This is a genomic window from Actinoplanes sp. NPDC049668, assembly GCF_044465445.1.
In the GTDB taxonomy this organism is placed as follows: domain Bacteria; phylum Actinomycetota; class Actinomycetes; order Mycobacteriales; family Micromonosporaceae; genus Actinoplanes.
This window is the reverse complement of the sequence record NZ_JBITLR010000003.1, coordinates 258,808-274,582: the sequence shown is the minus strand read 5'-3', so window position 1 is coordinate 274,582 and position 15,775 is coordinate 258,808. Positions and strand designations below refer to the sequence as shown.

Here is a 15,775-nt window from a genome sequence, read left to right as displayed (position 1 = left end):
GGCAGGGAGCCGCCGCCGATATTCGCAGGACCGCGGACCGGAGACGGCGCTAGCATCGGCTACCCGTTACCGATGCGGCGGGCTCGGCGGAAGGAGGGCCATGGCGGACCTTTCGGTCGAAATACCATCGCCTCTGAGCAAGTGCGTCATCTATTGCGAGGTCGACTGCGTCCGCACCTGCTGCGGGATCGACGCCGTCTCCACCGATCCCGCCCTCATCGAGAAGTGGTGCCGTCAGGTGGGGCCGGACGCGGTCATCGAGGCTCGGCTTCAACTGATCGAGCTGATCGAGGTGACCGAGGACCGCTCACATCGCGTCGTGTCGATATTCCTGAACCACTACACGCACGACGACGACGGCCGGCGGCAGTTGCTGGACTTCCTGGCCGCGCTGGACGCGGGACTTGCGGCCTGCGACGCGCCATAAGCGGTCGAGCTGACCGATCCAGGGATCAGAGGCTTTCGGGCCCGATCTCGTGCATGGTGCCGTCCGGGCCCAGCTGGAACCTCCGCGGTTCGCCCCAGGTCTGTCGTACCGCCGCATACATGGCTTCGCGCGCGGCCTGTTCATCACCGGACGGGTCGGTCACCCGGAAGCCGTGCAGGTGAACGGCCTCAGTGTCGATGTCGTCCGGCTCTGGGCAGCCCTCGACGACGAAGCCGAACAGTGCGCGCAGCGCTTCCTCGCCGAGTTCAAGCGGATGAAACGGCAAGGGGTACGGGCCCTGATCGGGCCAGCCGGGTACGGGCTCGACGGGATGCGCGCCCGCCCAGTAGGGCAGCTCGAAGTCGTATGGCTCGCCGAGGTTCTCCTGGATGCCGCCGTCGGGCGACAGGCTCAGCGATCTGATCAGCACGCCGTCCTCCCAGACCGCGAACCCGAGCCAGTCCGAGACCGAGTGCATCCCGTGCATGATGATTCGCCGACCCGCTCCGGCTGCGAGCAGGTGTTCCGGCAGCTCGGACGGACGGTCGAGGACGAGTCGCCGGTCGCAGTAGAGCTCGGCGCCGGCCAGCGCCGTGGCATAGGTGATGTCATCCGGCGGATACGTGTCTTCGAACAACGCGCCGTCGTCGGCCGGTTCGACGGCGTAGCCCGGGTGGATCTGACGCACCAACGCCCCAGTCTCCGCGCGATCCGCGCGGGTCGTGCCAAGCAGCGCGGAGCGGATATCTCCATCGGCAAAGGCGAGCAGAGCCGTCTTCGCGCCCACGTCGCTCCTCCAAGGTCGGTAGCCGACAAACGCCTGAACACTACCGACCTACAAGATCGTCATGTCGGCGGCGAACGGAGCAGCCAATTTCGGCGACTCAGGTCGGATGTTCTCTCCTGCTTCTTACTTGTTCTTGGCGTACCTGTTCGAGCGCGGCGGTGTCGGATTCGAGGTCCGGGTGGCCGACCTGGTGGTCGAGGTCGACGACGATTTCAAGCTCGTCGACGGCCTGGCCGAGATTCCCCTCCGCCCGGTGGATCATCGCGATGTTGTACCGGGTGGTGGCTTCGCCGGCGCGGTCGCCGACCTCCCGCAGGATGGGTAGCGCCTGCTGGTAGTAGGTCAGGGCCTGCTGCCGGTCCCCGAGCCCGTCGTACGCGTGGCCGATGTTGTTGAGAGTGGTGGCTTCGACGGGTCGGTCGCCGACCTCCCGGGTGATCGGCAGGGCCTGCTGGTAGTAGGTCAGGGCCCGCTGCCGGTCCCCGAGCCTGTCGTACACGGCGCCGATGTTGTTGAGGGTGGCGGCCTCGCCGGCGCGGACGCCGACCTCCCGGGCGATGGGTAGGACCTGCTGGTAATAGGCCAAAGCCCGCTGCCGGTCCCCGAGCCCGTTGTACGCGTGCCCGAGGTTGTTGAGGGTGGCGGCCTCGCCGGCGCGGTCGCCGATCCTCCGGGTGATGGTCAGGGCCTGCTGGTAGTAGGTCAGGGCCTGCTGCTGGTCCCCGAGCCCGTTGTACACGCCGCCGATGTTGTTGAGGGTGGCGGCTTCGCCGGCGAGGTCGTCGACCTCCCGCCGGATGGGCAGGGCCTGGTGCAAGTAGCCCAGGGCCTGCTCCCGGTCCCCGAGCCTGTCATACACGAGGCCGATGTTGCTGAGGGTGGCGGCCTCGTCGGCGCGGTTGCCGACCTCCTGCTGGATGGTCAGGGCCTGCTGGTAGTAGGCCAGGGCCTGCTGCCGATCCCCGAGCCTGTCGTACACCGCGCCGATGTTGGTGAGGGTGGCGGCCTCGCGGCTGCGGTCGCCGGCCTCGCGATATCGGCGGAGCGCCTGCTCGTAGTTGGCCAGAGCCGGTCGGGGCTGCCCGGTGGAGGATTGAGCAAAGCCCAGGTTGTAGAGGGCGCCGGCGTCCGGGCCGAGCGTCAGGGTCGCGGTCGCCAGGGCGGCCACGTCCGCGAACCGGGACCTGGGCAGCCATACCTTCGCCACCCGGCCCCCGACATCCTGGGCTATCGCGGGCTCCCGGCCGGCGACCGCCAGCCGGTGCACCTCCACCCATTGGCCGACCGTGACTGCCGACCCAGCGTGGACCCATGGTTTCCGGTTCCCGGCCCGCTCACTGTCGGCGGCCGAGCCTGGATCATCCGTCAACCCGGCACCGCCCCTGCCCGCATCCGCGATTTCTGCACCAGTCACCCTCGCCCGGCAACCGGAAGCCCTCACAACGGCCAGCACGATACGACCGACACCGACCCGGCCGACCCCAACGACCATGATCTGACACCAGAACCACGTTGATCAATGCCCCTACGCTGGGTTGATGCGCAGAGCTGGGTTGGTCATCGGGTGGGTGGTCGGGCTGTACTTCGTCGCCCGGGCGGCAGCCGAGCCGTTCGTCATCGACGTGTCGGATCCGGAAAGCTACGCGAAGGACTGGGGTGGTCCGAGTCTGGCCGGAGCTCTCGCGGTGCACATGGGTCCCGGCATCCTGGCCGCCGCGCTCCTGGTAGCCGACGTTCTCCGGCGTCGCTCGCGCCGTCAGAGGGTGCAATCTCCACCAGAGTGAGTCACAAACGAGATCGCGTCATCCTGGGAGCGCCCGTCCTCTCGGTCACCGGCGTGCGCCACATCAAGCCCCCGGTGCAGCTCGATGTGAGTCGCGAACCGCGCGGAGATCTCCCTGTCCGATGACGCCACCCGATCAAATGCCCGCCGCGCCGAGGGCCGGTCCGGCAGGTTTCGAACCTGCGACCCCTCGCTTGTAAGATCGACGGCGACCGCCTTCGACCAGGAGTTAGGCACCACGGTGACCCTCGGCGGACCTCAATGAACACCGACGGACGCGGGTCGGACTGCGCCGAACTGAGACGGCGATTGAGACGGAGCGCCCTCGCCGTCCAGGAGTAGGGCACGCGCCCTTCCAGGTGGCCCCCGTTCGGGGTGGCACTGCTTGACTACGACGGCCCGGAGACGTGCGTGGCTTGCGCTAGATGGCTTGAGGCCTCGCGCGACGAGCCTCGTCCACGCGCTGCCCGCAGCGCGGGTGCTACGCGGATCGGCGGCGCGCGCGCATGGCGAGGCCGCGTGCCAGCGCGCGGTAGAGCGGGTAGCCGCAGAGCACTCCGAGCGCGACCGCGATCATTGACCCGACGGCGGAGATGAACTCCTGGGCACCCGCGGGATCGCCCCGACCCAGATATTTGGTGACCCCCATGACGCTCATGGCTCCGGGTACGAGCAGCCAGAAGGCCGGCATGAAGGAGACCAGCGCCGGGGGCCCCGAGGTCCGCCGTTCGATCAGGTACGCCACGGGAGTCATGACGATGGCACCGATGAAGCCGCTGAGGTAGCCGCCGAACACCTGGTCGCCCAGGAACTGGGCGATCCAGGCGGTGTAGAGGACGAGGCAGAGCCATCGGAGGGTGCCGCGCGGAGCCGAGTGGTGCAGGTAGTCGCCGAGCGCGATGATCAGTACGCCGAGCCAGGGCGTCCACCAGCCGATCTCGTGGCCGTCCGAGGCGGCAAGCCGCTCCAGCGGGGGCAGGCCGACCACGTGGGCAGCGCCGATGATCCCGAAGGTGAGCAGCAGGAGTTGCAGCGCTCCGGCCACCAGGCGACTGGCACCGGAGATGGTCTCGGCGGCGGCGATCTCGACGACGGCCATCGTGAGCATCGCACCGGGCAGGAATGTCACCAGCGGTGGGACCATTGCCCGCAGGTCCGCCTGCGCCCACCCGTGCCCGACGACCAGGAACGTGACGGCCGCGACGGCGAAGGCCGCGGCGGCGGGCAGGATCATCTGGAAGCTGGTCCATCGCCCGGCGAGGAGCTTGAGGGCGCCCACGAGTAGGCCGAACAGCGCGGCGAGGATGAGGTCGCCCCAGGCCGGCTGCAGTACCAGGCAAATACCGGTGGTGAGCACCGCGTGGCCCAGGACTCTGACCGTGGGCCTGAAGCGCGGAGCCATCTGGCCGATCGCCCGGACCCGCCGGCTGCCTTCCGCGGGCGAGATCTGCCCGGCCTCGGCCGCCTTGATGATCTCGAACACCGCCGCCGTTTGATCCAGCCGCAGATTCCCGGTCAGTCGACGGGTGGACTCGAGGGCTGCCGGACGCCCGGGTTCCATCGAGATCGCCAGGTAAGTGGGTAGCACGCTGACGCGAGCCTCGGGAACGCCGTACACCACCGCCAGGCCGTGCAGGTGCTCCTCGACGAGGTTGACGGCCTCGCCGGAGGCCGTGAGCATGCTGCCGACGTCGAGCAGGAACTGTTGCACCTGCTCGAGGTCTTTCCCGGGGGTACCCGGCCGAGTGGGAGGTCTCGTCGGTTGCGTCATCGAGGCCTGTCTCGTTCCGTGTTCAGTCCGGTTGCGGCGCGACAAGCATTCCGGCGGGTGTCCTAGTGGCGATACCGGCGTCACGACCAATCGCCGCCACTACCCACGCCGGCGTGGGTGGGCTCAGCTGAGCCTGCATCATTCGTGACCGCGCCGCTTGGAGATCACCCGTTGTGGATGAATCGCATCACCCGGCGATGCGGGGTTGGGCCGTGGGTCACCGTTCAGGCTGCGGGCCGCGGCGCCCGGGGAGGGTGCCGTCTATCTCCACCCCGAGGGAGAAGCTGAGGAAGGTCCGGATCAACACGATCAGGCCGAGAACGGTGACGCTGGTCAGGGTGGGGGTCACGGCCACGGTGCGGATGAGGTCGGCCGCGACGAGGACTTCGATGCCCAGCAGCAGAGCGCCGCCGAAGGTGGCCCGCAGGGTGCGGTATGCACAGTATGCCGATCGCCGATCGCCGTCACGAGGTGTTTGGCGGCGAGCGCGTCGCCGAGGCGCCGACGCTCCGCAACCTGGGCAGCGTCCACTGGCGACTCGGGTTTCACCCCGGCTCCGCGCCTGCACCGATGCGTGAGCACGTCCTCCGCCGATGTGCCGGCCCCGGTGTGGTGGACACCGGGACCGGCACTGGTGCGGTCAGCTGAAGTACCCGATGTTGTAGATGAATCTGTTGGGATTGGCATACACGTCAATGTTGAACGTCCCGCTCACGCAGGCGCTGCCGTCCTGTGGGCAGTAGCGGAACGGCTGCGCACCCCTGGCGGTGTAGTAGGTGTTCGGGAACGACTTCGGATCCTCTATGACCGAGGGCACGCCGAAGGTAAGGCCGGCGACGGGCTCGTCCTCGACGACCACGGTGGCGCGCTCCAGGATCCGGGTCACCTTGGTTGCGTTAGAGCAGGGCTTCGTTCTTGTCGCCTGGGCCCACAGGTGCTGGCCGGTCGGGACGTAGGTGATGTCCCAGATCGGCTCGTAGTAGTCACAGACGTCTGCCGCCGCGACCGCTGGGAGCTTGCGGTCGGTGGCCTTCACGGGCACGACCCTGAACATCTTGGCCGCCTGCCCAGCCGAAAGCTGAACGACCCCGCGTTCGGGGATCGGCGCGGGCTCGGCCGCCCGCGCCTGCGCCTGTGCGGGCGCCGCCAACGCGAGCATCACCAGCGCGGCGACCGCCGGCGCGACGGTTCTGATCTTGGTGAACATTGCATCCCTCTCGGGGGTCAAGGCCCGGGTCGTCCCGGGGTCACCGTGATCGGCGACCCAGCAAGCGTCACCGGAGCCAGTGGACGCGCACTGGACGCGCACTGGACCGGGAGATCAGGCCGGTGTGGCGAGGCCGGTCCCGGCTAGGAGAGTGCGCGCGGCGACCATGGTCGTCGGCCTGGCCGCCCTTCCGGCGTGATCCAACGCCCGTGCAGTGTGAGGGCGTGGTGCTGCGCGCCGTCGAGATCGTCGCGCTGATTCCTTGAGCGCCCCGGGCACCCGGCAAACCACACCGGTCCTACCAGCGCGGCACTGACCTTCGGGGTTCGAGGACCCGTGGGACGGCACCGACGCGCAGGCGCCGGACAAGCTGCCGACCAGGCGATTGCTCGACATGCCGATGTGAAACCAACCCTGAAGGTCTACTCGCACGCGAACCTGGACGCCATGCGTCAGGCGCTGGGCGGCTCGACGGGCGGCTGTCGTGAACGTCGTTGCTGTCAGCGTTGCTGTCAACAGCCACCTATCGATCTTGGCGACTCGTTACGCTGCTGGTCAGGGTGGTGGGCGCGGCAGGTTTCGAACCTGCGACCCCTCGCTTGCAAGATCGATCGACGTTCGTCCAGGACCGTCCGGGGCGGTACGGTGACCGCCTTCGACCAGGGCGCGGCACGGACGGCGGGCCTTGGCGGACCTCAACGAACACCCATGAACGTCGGTCGGACCGAGTGCAACTGAGACGACGATTGAGACGGTGCCCCGTACCCCCAGCCGACCGAGGCCGAGGTATCCCAACGCTATCCAGTCTGCACGATCGCGTTTGCCAGTAGTCAGGCACTAATTGCTGGCCCACTCCAGCCAGGCGGCTTTCCACTCCTGGTGGGCGCCGCGCTTCCAGGCTTCCTGGGCGGCGCGGCTCGGGACGTGCGGGTCTAGGCCCGTGCCGTGGAACAACGTCTCGCCGATGGCGCGGCGACGCCGGGAAGGGTCGTCGCGGAACCAGTCGGCCTCATGGTGCAGGGTGCCGAGCTGCGACATCATGGCGCTGACGGCTTCGTTGGCGTCGGCCTCGGTGGCGTCGCTCAGCTCGATCTGGCGCTGCACGGCGGCCGCCCACAGGGCCCTCCAATAGCTCGGCAGGGTCGACTTGGGGCCGCCCTCGGCCAGCCAGCGCGCGTGTTCGACGGCGTTGGCCACCACCGCCTCGGCCAGGGCCTGGTGCGGCTCGCGGCCCAGGTCGGCCGGGAGCGGCTCGGGCTCGCGGTGCACGAAGGCGGGTGTCGTGCGCAGCCGGTCGAGCATCGACCCCGGATCCGTGATCGTCTCGACGGCCAGCTCGCCGGGATGCCAGTCGTGCCCCACGACCGTGATCTCGAGCCCGTCGCGGGCGCCGCGGACGAGCCACCAGTGCTCGCCGGCGCGCAGCATGCGGGCCTTCACCGCGGTGCCGTCCACTTGCAGGACGGCCGGGCTCTCCGTCCACTTGAGATCAGCGAACCGATCCCCGCCGCGCCGGACGTAGTGCTCGAGGGTTTCGCGCAGGGCGCCGGGCTCGGCCCGCGAGGTCTCGACCTCGGCCGCCCGCCCGTAGGCCACCTGCACCGCGCTGAGCCGATCGTCGATGGTGTCGAGCCCGCCGAACGTCTCATCAGCCGGCCTCAGCCGGGTGACCAGGCCGAACACCGGCATGTCGCTCTCGGCTAGCTCGCGGCGCAGGCGCTTGGCCTGCCGGGCGAAGAGCTCGTCCCGCCCGATCGATCTGGCGAATTCCATGACCACATTGTGGCAGTGCCGACAAGCACCGGCACTGCCACAATGTGTGCGGATCAGGTGATGATGTCGGTTGCGCTCGGTGCGTAGGAGTAGCAGATCCAGCCGGCCTCGGTGATCGTGAAGCTGCCCGCGGTCACCTTGACGGTGGCCGAACCCCGGGCCAGGTTGAGCGTGCGGCCCTTGCCCCACCAGCTCAGCCCGGTGCCGCTGAAGTAGCCGTCGTACTCGTCGTAACCCTGGTTCGAACTCCCGTTACGGTCGCTGACTTTGACGTTCCAGTGGATGTCCCACGGGCCACCCGAGTCAAGCACCAGGTCCATACCGGTGGTCAGTCCGGCGCTGCCGCCACCCCGCGGCGAGATCTGCACCCAGGAGGTACCGCACTCGCCCACCCTCGCACCATAGGCATTGGCCGAGACCCCGCCCCCGCTTGGCTTGACCAGCACCCCTGACGTCGGGATGAAGGTGCCCGCCTTGGCCGCCGCGGCCTTGGCCGCCGGAACCGAGGCTTGCGACCCGTCCGGCAACGTGACGATCTCGTACCCGTGGGCCTCGGCCACCGCTGCGTCGAACCCGGCGATCATCATGCCGACTTCCGACGTCGTCTCGGCGGCCTGCGCTGCCGACGGCATCACCGTCGCGATCATTCCCAGGGCCATCAGCCCCGAGAGCACGATTCTCCTAGCAGAAATCACACTTGCCTCCCCCGTACGTGTGGTTGCTGCCAGCAAAGCTATAGACGATCTGCGATGTATGCGGTCCCGCTCGTGCGTCCGCGCGAAAACCGACGAACGCGTCCGAAGTGGACGGTCGAGCGCGCAGGAAGGTCAGGACGGCCAGCACCCGGCAGCGCTCCCGCTCCTGTCGAATCAGGCCCAGCTTGAATGAGCCGGGATGGCAAGGCTGTCGAAGAGCTGGGTGACGGTGAGCGCTGCCGCCCGCTGCGATCATCAACCGGCCGACGACCTCAGGTGGCGCCCACTGCGAGGCAGCGGCCCGGGTACCGGGATCGGCAGCGGACCAGCACCGTTGGGCGACGTCCTCGATGTGGTGGCGGTTGGTATCGAGCAGGTGCATGGTGGCGGCAATCGGCGCGTGGTCGACAGCCTCGACGGCCGGGGATTCGGTCACCAGTTCGGCCAGGATCCCGTCTGCGTCGAGCGCGTCGTCGAGCGTCTGGGCGATGTCCGGGGTGGGTTGTCTGCGGCCGGTCTCGATGTCCCACAGGTAGCTGTGGGAAAGGAGCGGGAGGTAGCTGGTCCGCTGCGGGAGAGGGGTGACTGCTGGGTCTTCACCCAGCCGAATGGCCGTCCGATCGATCGCGGAGCAGACCAACGCGCGTGGAAGGCCTGCTGCATACGACGGGGCACGGGACACACCACTGCATGACGCACGTCACACGGCCGCGACCATGCTGCTGCTGGGTCCTGGGCGTGCCGACGCGGACCGTCATGGAGGTCATGGGTTGGTCTCAGATGTCGATGACGACCCGGTACCAGCACGTCACTGCCGAGCTGGTCGCCGGCATCGCGCAACCTCGTGACGGACAACTGAGACGGCGGCGGGCACCAGTGATCTTGGTGCCTGCTGTTCGTGCTGGTGGAGGTGGGTGGGCGCGGCAGGTTTCGAACCTGCGACCCCTCGCTTGTAAGATCGATCGACCTTCGTTCAGGGGCGTCCGGGGCGGTACGGTGACCGCCTTCGACCAGGGCCTGGGCACAGACGGCGGACCTCGACGGACCTCAATGAATACCGGTGAACGTCGGTCGGACTGGGCGGAACTGAGACGGCGATTGAGACGGAGCACGCCCAAGCCGTCTAGGAGTTGAGCACGCTTTCCAAGTCTTATGCCTGTCGTACAGCGATGATCGCGGCACCGCAGGTGACCTGCAGCGGCGCCTGCGTCGCGGACGCCGCTGGACACTGCCGAACGGCAGCGAACGAGACCACAACTGCGACCGCGCACCTCCTCCTAGCTCGAGGACCTCCCGTCGTCCGCACCGGCGATGCGCGCCTGTGAATTTTGAATCCGTGACACTTGGCGTTGCATTGATCAAGGGCCTGGGCGTACCGGAGCTAAGCGGATCATACGGCACCTGAGCTGCAGTTACGTCGGTGGTTGGTGGTCGGCGTGGTTACCGCTGATCCACCTCGCACGGCGTGGAGACGGCATGATCTTGGGCTATCGCACATCCCCGCCGTTCCGGCGACCCTGCACCTAAGGAGTCCCGGCAGCTCGGTTGGATCAACTCCCGTGCGAGGTCAAACGAGGTCTGGGCGGTCGGTAACGTCCCCGATCACTCCCAATGGCGATCGCAGCACGGTCGCACCGCCGGCCACGCTGCCTAGCTGGCACTGACCGCCGGTGCTGGCGTTCGGCAACCAACGGCACCATCGCGCCACTTATTCGGTGGCAGGCCGCGAAGCGCGCGGCAGTAGGTACGGTCAGAATTCATCTGAACCAGGAGTCCGCCCCGTGGCCCATGGTCAGACTCGCCTGATGATCACGTCGAGCAGCAAGGACACTGCAAGCACAAGCCCGATGACGGCGACCACGAGCTTCGTGCAAGATCCGAACAACTGCGCCGCCGCATTAACCAACTGAACCGTTCGCTCGATACTGAGGGCGCCTGCGCGAGGCTTCGTCCTTCTACTGGCGATCATCTGCTTGCTCTTCCGGGTCACGCCTTCACAGTCGCACCAGCATGAAGCTGTATCCACCCTCATATAAAATATGTGGGTGCGGATCTTTGAGCAGTTGACCGTGAAGCCTTTGACCGCCTTCCCTGGCTACCCCGCCCAGCCGCCTGGTTCGAGACTCATGGGCCACGCGTTCGCGGATAGTCCACTTGGGCACTACGAGGTCTACGGTCCTGCGCACACGTCTTTCGATGCCGAGTGGCCGATCCCGATCAGCATGCCCGCGTCAATACGGGGGTTTCGCCACGCTTTGGAGCTGAGCCAGGCGAAGTTCGCCGAACGCATCAAAGTCAGCCGAATCAATATCGAACGCTGGGAAGGCGGGCAAAGCCGTCCGTTCAGGGGACATGCACTTTCAGTCGTCGACCTCCTGCGTCCGCACGCCCAGAACCCGCTCGCTGTTGGACAGTTATTCAATGTTGTGGCGGCAGTAGTTTGTCCGACGCTGACTCGGCCATCAGCGATCTACACAGGTGGACAACTTGCGGCGCCTCTAGCTGAGGGGCGAATGGATCACCGAGATCTGGCCCCGCCGCTCATCGCCTCGCTGGTCGCAGCCGAAGTGATCGTCGCACTGGACGAGGTGCACGAAGACGACCCGGATGGCCGCTACCTGCCACTCGTCGGCGCAAAGATCGCCGACACCTTGATCGAGCCGTGGGATACCGAGGTTCGAGCAATCGCGCGGAACATGAGTGCCGAGGACCGCAAGACGTGGTTCGCACTCGGCAGGCGACTTGCGTCGCGGCCGGTCGAGAACCCTTGAGGCCCAAGCCGCCGCGATCGACGCCTCGTCATGCTAGGACTTCTGCCTAAGGCATCAGCTCGGACCCTGGCATTGTGTCTAGGTCAGCGCTGGTCTTGTGCCAGGCGATCGCGCCCCTTCAGGAGCGCTTCATATTCTCCCGAGGAAGGTGCCTGAGCGAGGTAGTGCTGGGCCTGGACAAGCTGCCGCAGGCTGTATGCACGATTGGCGTTCCCGTCCGCCGTCTCGTTGACGCGCAGTAGGACGTAGTCGCTCGGACCGCCAGCCGACAACTCCTCAACGGCTTTCGCTACCGCGGCCGGCGCGTCGACGACCTCAACCCCGTAGACGTGCACACCATGCGGTCTCCAGCCCTGCAGCACACGCTGCCTGTTGAGGCGGATCTCGTTCGCCTGCTCCTTGGCGAGCTCTTTCTCGGCACGCTGCCTCGCGCGCCAATCGCCCAGACCGGCCGAACCTCCGATGATCGCCGCAAGGGCAAGTACGACCCCGCAGAGGCCGCTGACCGCGTCGCCGAGGTCGGCGAAGTCTCCAAGATTCACGGCTTCAGAAGATATCGGCTGGTCGCAAGCCCACCGCTAGCCAAGAACTCCCCGCCGCTGACATCTGCCGGCAGGCCGGCCGATGCCGGCGCTTGCGCCGCCAGCAGGCCGAGCCCGTCCGGCCGCGCCGCGTCTGCGCGGCGCCCGATCCAGAAAAGATCAATTCGGCAACACACCAGCTCATTTCCTTAACAGGCTTTCGCGTCTCGACGGACGACGCAATGGCGCTTCCCAGTTCCGCGAGCGCACTGAACCCACATTGCTTTGAAGTCCGGTATGATCTGCCGCATGCCCGATGGAGAAGTAAACCCTGCCGATGAATTAGACTCTGAGCCAGTATTGCAGATGTTCTCTGACACCTTTATTGAGCAACAGAGAAAAGAACGCGAAAGGCTCGCTGAGATTCTCTCCAAAGAACAAGAAGAGGCATTCCATCTGCTCACTGAAGCCGGATTTCATCCGCAGGATAGCCGGATTGACTTATCAACGGGCCGCTCAGCGCCTTGGATTTCGCTTGATAAGATCGAGAAGAACGGAAAGCGGGTAACACACGGCATTCTTCCGGCCCGCATTGTTCCACTGTTCCTCGAAGAGATCGATATCGGGTGGGTGTCACAGGATGGTGATCTCGCGCTCTGTTCGCCAGATGGGCGCCAAGTTGAATTGATGGTGTCATCGAGATACATGGCTCACCGTGGGCTCGGTGAGCCACTGCCGCGGGACGACTACATCTCACCTAGATCCAGATGCCCCACCGACACCCAAGACCAAGATCACAGCAACGCATTCAGGACCGCACTGGGCTCCCATGACCCGGCTCCAGGGCCAGACGGGAAAAGAGCCCGCAGGACTGTACTTTTTCATGTCGGAAGCGGTGGCGGCGAATGCCTGGAGATATCAATTCCGTCAGCAACAATGGCAGCGCGATATTACCGAGCCGCAAACGGGTTGCGCCCGATTGCCATACCCCGATCGATTTCCGCGAAGGTTCGCTTCTCGGAGGGGAAGACCATAATCAACGCCGTTGATTTAGCCAAGAAGATTGTGACGGCATTCTTTTTTGAGCTAGCCGTAACCGGTCGCGGCGTATACCGATTTCACGAACCCTTGAAGGACCGCAGGAACAGAAGCCGAATCGCGCTGCAGCCAAAGGACCGCGTCGTTCGGTTTCCGCCCCAATTCATTGAGGCCCCGGCAGTGGCTCTTTTTATTGCAGCCAAAGAAGCCCAGAGCCCACTGAACGAGTACCTTTCATATTATCAATCCGTCGAATACTACCTCCCCTTCAGTGACGAGCGGAGCAACATCGATCGCCTCCGGCGCGAAATCTTCTCGCCAGGCTTTGACCTAAACAACAACCAGTCGCTACTAAATCTCGCGAGAGCGATCGGACGGCAGAGCGCGAAGAGTGAGCGGGAATCATTCCGCGCACTGCTACAATTTGCGCTTCCAGAAGACAAAGCGACGACCATATTTGACTTGTTGAATAATCAACACAAGGGGCATTTCGCCAAGAACGGGCCAATTAAAGACATTGGCCTAATTCATAACAATGCCGAGAACAAGCAACAACCACCCCTCACGCTCCAATTCGCAGAGAGAATTTACGATCTGCGCTGCAGGATCGTCCATTCCAAAGTGGCTGGCGGATCCACGGAAAAAGATCCCCTATACCCAACGAACCCGGAGGTAGACGACTTAGCCCCCGATATTGAACTGATTAGACAGGTCGCGATAGAGGTCATCACTGCTTTTGCATCACCCAGAGCAAGGTAGCTCTACTTCTGCATTCACGAGCAACCTGCCACTTCATTCAATTAGCTAGACGCCCGCTGCCTTAAGACGTCCCGCTCGGCGGGCCTCCGGCCCGGCTCTGCTGGGCGGCGCGAGCGGCATGCGAAGCGGGCCGCTTTGAACCCGTACGGAAGATGCTCACCGGTTTAACAGAGCGTGCATACCTTCGTAGTTACTTGACTCCGGGCCATCCGGATGCGATGGCGATCTGTCGTACTGCTTCGTCTTCGGGGAAGCGGCCGAGTGGTGTTCCGGGTTCGCCTTTCTTGCCGCGTAGGAATGCGTTCCAGTGGTCGCCGCTTTCGTGGATCCAGCCGATGAACGTGCCGTCCCAGTTGACGGTGTGTCCGCCTAGCGGGCTGCGAGACAGGGTGACCCCGTTGGGGAACTGCGCCGTTGTTGGCTTTCTCATCGGGTCGCTCCGATGATGGCTGCGATGATCAGTAGGGCGCCCGGGGCGAGGGCCTGGTTGCGTACGGCACGCCATGAAGTGCCCGGAGCGCCATGGTGGCGGCCTGGTCGAGGTTGACGTGAAGTCACGGGCCGGCAAGCGAGCGGTCGGCATTCCGGCGCCGCTACTCAAGGCACTCCGCGAACACCAGGCCGTGCAGGAGACAGAGCGGGAGGCAGCCGGCCCGCTGTGGGAGAGAGGAGACTGGGTCTTCACCCAGCCGAATGGCCGTCCGATCGATCGCGGAGCAGACCAGCGCGCCTGGAAGGCCCTGCTGCAAGCGGCGGGGGTCCGGGACGCCCGGCTACATGACGCCAGGCACACTGCCGCCACGATGCTGCTCGTCCTGGGCGTTCCGACGCGGGCCGTCATGGAGGTCATGGGGTGGTCTCAGATGTCGATGACGACCCGATGTCGACACGTCACCGCGGGGAGCTGGTTGCTGGCATCGCACAACAGGTTGATGGCCTGCTGTGGAGGCCCAAGGAAGGCCCCGCGACGAGCAACTGAGACGGCAGCGGGCACCAGCAATCTTGGTGCCCGCTGTTCGTGCTGGTGGGGATGGGTGGGCGCGGCAGGTTTCGAACCTGCGACCCCTCGCTTGTAAGGCGAGTGCTCTCCCGCTGAGCTACGCGCCCGGTTCGGCATGGCAACCGGAGTCGTCATCCTACCGTGCCGCGCCGCGTTCGCTTGCGGCGCGGCGGGTCAGGAGATGATCTCTGAGAGGGTCTCGCGCCAGGGCTTCTGGTCGCGGGCCTCGCCGGGGCCCTGCAGGTGTGCGTAGCGGACCACGCCCTCCTTGTCGATCACGAAGGTCCCCCGGTTGGCGAAGCCCGCCTGAGCGTGGAAGACGCCGTACGCCCGGGCCACCTCCCCGTGCGGCCAGAAGTCCGCCAGCAGGGGAAACTCGTAGCCCTCGCGGTCGGCCCAGACCTTGTGGCTGTACACCGAGTCGACGCTGACCGTCAGCACCTGGACGTGCTCGTTCGCGTACTCGGGGAGGTTGTCGCGGATCTCGGCCAGCTCGCCCTGGCAGGTGCCGGTGAAGGCCAGCGGGTAGAAGACCAGGAGGACCGCCTTGCGGTCCCGGAAGTCAGCGAGGCTGACCTCCTGGTTGTTCTGGTCCTTGAGGGTGAAGTCCGGCGCCTGGGCGCCAACATTGATCGACACACGCCCACCCTAACCGCGCGCACGTCGAATGGCCGGTCACCCGTCGCAGGGGTGCCGGCCGGAACAGCGCCGCGGCTACTTCTTCTTGGCGCCGCGGGGTGAGACCAGCCTGGCGGCCGTCCAGTCCTGGCCCGCGTTCACCGTTGAGGTCTGCTGGAGGCCGGCGGTCGGCGCGGACTCGCTGACTTCACTCGGCTCGACGTGGCCATCGCGGCCGGCCTTCGGGGTCAGCAGCCACACCACTCCGCTGTCGGCCAAGGGCCCCAAAGCATCGGTGAGCAGCTCGAAGAGGTCACCGTCGCCGTCGCGATACCAGAGCAGTACCGCGTCGACCACCTCGTCGGTGTCCTCGTCGACCAACTCGCCACAACGTTCGGCCAGGGCGTCACGGAGGTCTTCGTCGACGTCGTCGTCGTAGCCCATCTCCATGACCACCATGCCCGGTTCGATCCCGAACCGGTCCGCCGGGCTACGTACGCCGTCGGCCTGACCAGCGGTCGCGCTCACTGTCGAATGCCTCCTTGTTCCGTGACGGGGCCGGAAAGCCGACCCCTGGTCTGGGTAGTCCACACAGTTGCGGCGCTGCGCGCAAGTGGCGCACCGA

At 66.0% G+C, this 15,775-nt stretch carries 18 protein-coding genes and 1 tRNA gene; 5 read left to right on the top strand and 14 right to left on the bottom strand.

Annotated features, from left to right (window positions below; translation table 11 throughout):
• Nucleotides 1–100: 100 nt before the first annotated feature.
• Complete coding sequence (locus tag ACIBSW_RS13905) at nucleotides 101–427, top strand: DUF6331 family protein (RefSeq protein ID WP_354719326.1); 327 nt, start codon at nucleotides 101–103, stop codon at nucleotides 425–427.
• A gap of 25 nt (nucleotides 428–452) precedes the next feature.
• Here the strand turns inward: ACIBSW_RS13905 and ACIBSW_RS13900 are convergent, their stop codons facing one another.
• Nucleotides 453–1,214, bottom strand: a complete 762-nt coding sequence (locus ACIBSW_RS13900; protein WP_354719324.1) for a DUF6928 family protein — start codon at nucleotides 1,212–1,214, stop codon at nucleotides 453–455.
• A 97-nt stretch (nucleotides 1,215–1,311) separates the two neighbouring features.
• Entirely contained in the window at nucleotides 1,312–2,487 is a 1,176-nt protein-coding gene (locus ACIBSW_RS13895; RefSeq protein ID WP_354719322.1) for a tetratricopeptide repeat protein, read from the bottom strand.
• 265 nt (nucleotides 2,488–2,752) lie between these two features.
• Here ACIBSW_RS13895 and ACIBSW_RS13890 point away from each other — a divergent pair, with 265 nt between their 5' ends.
• Nucleotides 2,753–2,998 (top strand): hypothetical protein, encoded by a 246-nt coding sequence (locus ACIBSW_RS13890; RefSeq protein ID WP_354719320.1) that lies wholly within the window; start codon nucleotides 2,753–2,755, stop codon nucleotides 2,996–2,998.
• A gap of 480 nt (nucleotides 2,999–3,478) precedes the next feature.
• Here ACIBSW_RS13890 and ACIBSW_RS13885 read toward each other — a convergent pair whose 3' ends face one another.
• The 7 genes from ACIBSW_RS13885 to ACIBSW_RS13855 form a co-directional block, all read right to left on the bottom strand.
• Nucleotides 3,479–4,708, bottom strand: coding sequence for a threonine/serine exporter family protein (locus tag ACIBSW_RS13885; protein ID WP_354719318.1), 1,230 nt, complete (start codon nucleotides 4,706–4,708; stop codon nucleotides 3,479–3,481).
• Nucleotides 4,709–4,985: 277 nt separating this feature from the next.
• Nucleotides 4,986–5,336 carry a DUF1622 domain-containing protein gene (locus ACIBSW_RS13880; protein ID WP_354719316.1) on the bottom strand — a complete coding sequence of 117 codons (351 nt, stop codon included), beginning with the start codon at nucleotides 5,334–5,336 and terminating at the stop codon, nucleotides 4,986–4,988.
• A gap of 72 nt (nucleotides 5,337–5,408) precedes the next feature.
• Nucleotides 5,409–5,975 carry a hypothetical protein gene (locus tag ACIBSW_RS13875; protein ID WP_354719314.1) on the bottom strand — a complete coding sequence of 189 codons (567 nt, stop codon included), beginning with the start codon at nucleotides 5,973–5,975 and terminating at the stop codon, nucleotides 5,409–5,411.
• A gap of 837 nt (nucleotides 5,976–6,812) precedes the next feature.
• Entirely contained in the window at nucleotides 6,813–7,748 is a 936-nt protein-coding gene (locus tag ACIBSW_RS13870; protein ID WP_354719312.1) for a hypothetical protein, read from the bottom strand.
• Between the two features lie 53 nt (nucleotides 7,749–7,801).
• The gene (locus ACIBSW_RS13865) at nucleotides 7,802–8,422 is read right to left on the bottom strand and encodes a hypothetical protein (RefSeq protein WP_354719310.1); all 621 of its coding nucleotides are present in this window, start codon (nucleotides 8,420–8,422) and stop codon (nucleotides 7,802–7,804) included.
• Nucleotides 8,423–8,429: 7 nt separating this feature from the next.
• Nucleotides 8,430–9,083: a hypothetical protein gene (locus ACIBSW_RS13860; RefSeq protein WP_354719309.1), complete on the bottom strand. Its 654-nt coding sequence runs from the start codon at nucleotides 9,081–9,083 to the stop codon at nucleotides 8,430–8,432.
• Nucleotides 9,084–10,235: 1,152 nt separating this feature from the next.
• A complete protein-coding gene (locus tag ACIBSW_RS13855; protein WP_354719308.1) occupies nucleotides 10,236–10,433 on the bottom strand; it encodes a hypothetical protein in 198 nt (65 codons plus the stop codon).
• A gap of 55 nt (nucleotides 10,434–10,488) precedes the next feature.
• On the opposite strand from ACIBSW_RS13855, the gene ACIBSW_RS13850 reads away from it, so the two are divergent.
• Entirely contained in the window at nucleotides 10,489–11,214 is a 726-nt protein-coding gene (locus ACIBSW_RS13850; RefSeq protein WP_354719306.1) for a hypothetical protein, read from the top strand.
• A gap of 83 nt (nucleotides 11,215–11,297) precedes the next feature.
• On the opposite strand, the gene ACIBSW_RS13845 is transcribed toward ACIBSW_RS13850, so the two are convergent.
• Entirely contained in the window at nucleotides 11,298–11,756 is a 459-nt protein-coding gene (locus tag ACIBSW_RS13845) for a hypothetical protein (protein WP_354719304.1), read from the bottom strand.
• Between the two features lie 288 nt (nucleotides 11,757–12,044).
• Here ACIBSW_RS13845 and ACIBSW_RS13840 point away from each other — a divergent pair, with 288 nt between their 5' ends.
• Nucleotides 12,045–13,532, top strand: a complete 1,488-nt coding sequence (locus ACIBSW_RS13840; protein WP_354719302.1) for a hypothetical protein — start codon at nucleotides 12,045–12,047, stop codon at nucleotides 13,530–13,532.
• A 190-nt stretch (nucleotides 13,533–13,722) separates the two neighbouring features.
• Here the strand turns inward: ACIBSW_RS13840 and ACIBSW_RS13835 are convergent, their stop codons facing one another.
• The gene (locus tag ACIBSW_RS13835; protein ID WP_354719300.1) at nucleotides 13,723–13,962 is read right to left on the bottom strand and encodes a hypothetical protein; all 240 of its coding nucleotides are present in this window, start codon (nucleotides 13,960–13,962) and stop codon (nucleotides 13,723–13,725) included.
• A gap of 73 nt (nucleotides 13,963–14,035) precedes the next feature.
• Between ACIBSW_RS13835 and ACIBSW_RS13830 the strand changes: the two genes are divergently transcribed.
• Nucleotides 14,036–14,608: a tyrosine-type recombinase/integrase gene (locus ACIBSW_RS13830; RefSeq protein ID WP_354719372.1), complete on the top strand. Its 573-nt coding sequence runs from the start codon at nucleotides 14,036–14,038 to the stop codon at nucleotides 14,606–14,608.
• On the opposite strand, the gene ACIBSW_RS13825 is transcribed toward ACIBSW_RS13830, so the two are convergent.
• The 3 genes from ACIBSW_RS13825 to ACIBSW_RS13815 form a co-directional block, all read right to left on the bottom strand.
• Nucleotides 14,568–14,639 (bottom strand) — tRNA-Val (locus ACIBSW_RS13825). The genes ACIBSW_RS13830 and ACIBSW_RS13825 overlap by 41 nt on opposite strands.
• A 67-nt stretch (nucleotides 14,640–14,706) precedes the next feature.
• The gene (locus tag ACIBSW_RS13820) at nucleotides 14,707–15,171 is read right to left on the bottom strand and encodes a peroxiredoxin (RefSeq protein WP_354719298.1); all 465 of its coding nucleotides are present in this window, start codon (nucleotides 15,169–15,171) and stop codon (nucleotides 14,707–14,709) included.
• A 75-nt stretch (nucleotides 15,172–15,246) separates the two neighbouring features.
• Entirely contained in the window at nucleotides 15,247–15,678 is a 432-nt protein-coding gene (locus tag ACIBSW_RS13815; RefSeq protein WP_184996719.1) for a DUF3052 domain-containing protein, read from the bottom strand.
• Between the last annotated feature and the right edge of the window lie 97 nt (nucleotides 15,679–15,775).

Bases quoted from the DNA above. Each gene is read 5' to 3' on its own strand.
- ACIBSW_RS13905 (WP_354719326.1), top strand. From the start codon at position 101: ATGGCGGACCTTTCGGTCGAAATACCATCGCCTCTGAGCAAGTGCGTC.
- ACIBSW_RS13890 (WP_354719320.1), top strand. From the start codon at position 2,753: ATGCGCAGAGCTGGGTTGGTCATCGGGTGGGTGGTCGGGCTGTACTTC.
- ACIBSW_RS13875 (WP_354719314.1), bottom strand. From the start codon at position 5,975: ATGTTCACCAAGATCAGAACCGTCGCGCCGGCGGTCGCCGCGCTGGTG.
- ACIBSW_RS13870 (WP_354719312.1), bottom strand. From the start codon at position 7,748: ATGGAATTCGCCAGATCGATCGGGCGGGACGAGCTCTTCGCCCGGCAG.
- ACIBSW_RS13840 (WP_354719302.1), top strand. From the start codon at position 12,045: ATGCCCGATGGAGAAGTAAACCCTGCCGATGAATTAGACTCTGAGCCA.
- ACIBSW_RS13835 (WP_354719300.1), bottom strand. From the start codon at position 13,962: ATGAGAAAGCCAACAACGGCGCAGTTCCCCAACGGGGTCACCCTGTCT.
- ACIBSW_RS13830 (WP_354719372.1), top strand. From the start codon at position 14,036: ATGAAGTGCCCGGAGCGCCATGGTGGCGGCCTGGTCGAGGTTGACGTG.